5 protein-coding genes and 1 pseudogene are annotated in these 1,968 nt (G+C 54.0%); all 6 read left to right on the top strand.

Features of this window, described 5'->3' with window-relative positions; translation table 11 throughout:
* Positions 1-318, top strand: a 318-nt coding sequence (locus Q2B33_RS23995; protein ID WP_300816136.1) for a hypothetical protein, incomplete at its 5' end; no start/stop codon positions are given.
* Between the two features lie 3 nt (positions 319-321).
* Positions 322-492 (top strand): hypothetical protein, encoded by a 171-nt coding sequence (locus Q2B33_RS23990; RefSeq protein WP_300784800.1) that lies wholly within the window; start codon positions 322-324, stop codon positions 490-492.
* 17 nt (positions 493-509) lie between these two features.
* A complete protein-coding gene (locus tag Q2B33_RS23985) occupies positions 510-920 on the top strand; it encodes an iron chaperone (protein ID WP_300665026.1) in 411 nt (136 codons plus the stop codon).
* A 29-nt stretch (positions 921-949) separates the two neighbouring features.
* Positions 950-1,363, top strand: a complete 414-nt coding sequence (locus Q2B33_RS23980; protein WP_300772682.1) for an ATP-binding cassette domain-containing protein — start codon at positions 950-952, stop codon at positions 1,361-1,363.
* On the top strand, positions 1,332-1,565 hold the full coding sequence (locus Q2B33_RS23975) for a hypothetical protein (protein WP_300772683.1): 234 nt from the start codon (positions 1,332-1,334) through the stop codon (positions 1,563-1,565). The genes Q2B33_RS23980 and Q2B33_RS23975 overlap by 32 nt, the downstream gene beginning before the upstream one ends.
* A gap of 159 nt (positions 1,566-1,724) precedes the next feature.
* Positions 1,725-1,886: pseudogene (locus Q2B33_RS24650) on the top strand (AAA family ATPase); the annotation flags it as partial.
* Positions 1,887-1,968 lie beyond the last annotated feature (82 nt).

Below are 1,968 nucleotides of genomic sequence, written 5' to 3'. Positions count from 1 at the left end.
TTCTGCCAGAAGAACGCCGGATACCCGTCCCCCGGAGCCTTATGGCCCAATCTGGCGGGAGCCTGCTTCACGGCAGAGGGAGGGGAGGATATTTTCGGCAGAATCTGTCTGGAGAGCATCAATGAGGAAAACGTGCCGATTTTCACTACGGAGCATGAGGAATACCCGGTGGTGCCCCTTGTATGCGATTCCCGGAACGAAAAGGAGACCTGCCTGATTTCGGAAACTACCCGGGATGGGATTGTCTTCCGCCTGGAACAGGAGGGAGATCGGACATGGCTGTGCACAGGGACGGACAGATATGTCAGGGAAGTGTGAACCATGTTTGAGCCTAAACTGGAAACAGCCGCCGCGCTGTTAGGGTTCTCCTGTTCCGGCCGCCTGCTGTTCCTGTTCACAGTGCCGTTAGGACTGGGGCGGGAGCCATCGACATTCCGGATAGGGAAGCAACCGGGGGACCAGGTCCTGGTGACGGTCAGGGAACGGGAATGAGACTAGGAGGGATAAAGATGTGGACGTGTCCAAAGTGCGGGCGTGCCTTTAAGAGGCAGGAGCAGAGCCATTACTGCGGGAAAGCGCCGGAAACAGTAGATGAATACATTGCGGCACAGCCGGAAGCGGTGCAGGGATATCTGAAGGAAATAAGGGAAGCGCTCTGCGCGGCGCTGCCGGAGGCGGAGGAGCGGATTTCATGGAGCATGCCGACTTATTGGAAGGGGCATAATATCATCCAGTTTGCCGGTTTCAAAAACCATGTGGGCCTGTATCCGGGGCCGGAGGCTGTCAGGGAGTTTTCCGAGTGTCTGAAAGGATACAAGACCAGCAAGGGAACCATACAGCTCCCTTACAGCGGGACGGTTCCGGCGGGACTGGTTTCCGATATCGCCAGGTGGTGCTATGAGACGGGGAACCATCCGTAAAATCGGAAAGTGTCTGAAAGGTGCAGAGAATGGTATTGACGGATGTGAAGCTGGAGCTGGATAACGGCGTCTACGGGCTGTTGGCGCCCGACGGGGCCGGGAAGACCACGCTGATGAAAATGATTACCACGCTGCTCTTCCCCACAGAGGGACAGATTAAATACGATGGGGAGGACATCCGCAGGCTGGACGGTGCGTACCGGGAGAAAATAGGGTATCTTCCCCAGGACTTGGGCTATTATGGAGACTATACGCCGGAGGAATATCTTCGCTATATCGGTATTCTGAAGAGCATGCCCAGGAAAAAGCTCACAGAGAGCATAGACAGGGTGCTGGAGCTGACCGGGATGGCAGCAGTATACGGTCTTCCGCCTGTTGATTGCGGCGGCTTTTTCCACAGGGCTCTCCCTGATGCTGTTTACGGTGACCCATTATCTGGATAGCTATGTCACGGCCATTGCCTGGGCGCTGTCGGCGGTGGTGGGAGCGGTATTTTTCTGCGGCTTTCGGTTGTGCGCCTTCGGTGAGATTGCCCGCGGCAAATGGCCTGTGTCCCTGGCGGGCGCTACCGTGCTGGGACTGGGGATATTGGCGGCGATGCTCCAGGGACTCCGGGAGATGCGGCGGGATGTGGGGATGTACTGATGGACGAACCTACTGAGGCGCATAAAAGGACGGGCAGGGATGTTGATGTACAAGGATGCTTCAAAATGGAGCAGATCATTGTTAGTGAGGATTGTGAATGCTTCTGAAATATAGTATAATGGAACCGTAATCCAAGATATTTCCCCGAAAGGAGCCGCCATGAACGCAACAGCCAAACTGCCTATCGGCATTGAGAATTTTGAAGATATCCGCAGAAACGGTTTTTACTATGTAGATAAGACTGCCCTGATAAAGGATCTCTTGGAGGGATGGGGAGGCATAAACCTATTTATGCGCCCCAGGAGGTTCGGCAAATCCCTTAGGAACTGTCGTGAAATAATTTGTATATTTTGGAATCTATGTTAATATATGTCATGAACGAGTTTAGTGATTCAGGAGGACA

Origin of the sequence: uncultured Acetatifactor sp., assembly GCF_948601915.1 — a bacterium.
GTDB lineage: Bacteria > Bacillota > Clostridia > Lachnospirales > Lachnospiraceae > Acetatifactor.
This window is presented reverse-complemented; position numbering and strand designations above follow the sequence as displayed.

What these genes read in the sequence shown, in the direction of transcription:
- Q2B33_RS23990 (WP_300784800.1), top strand. Translation starts at nt 322, where the DNA reads ATGTTTGAGCCTAAACTGGAAACAGCCGCCGCGCTGTTAGGGTTCTCC.
- Q2B33_RS23985 (WP_300665026.1), top strand. Translation starts at nt 510, where the DNA reads ATGTGGACGTGTCCAAAGTGCGGGCGTGCCTTTAAGAGGCAGGAGCAG.
- Q2B33_RS23980 (WP_300772682.1), top strand. Translation starts at nt 950, where the DNA reads ATGGTATTGACGGATGTGAAGCTGGAGCTGGATAACGGCGTCTACGGG.
- Q2B33_RS23975 (WP_300772683.1), top strand. Translation starts at nt 1,332, where the DNA reads ATGCTGTTTACGGTGACCCATTATCTGGATAGCTATGTCACGGCCATT.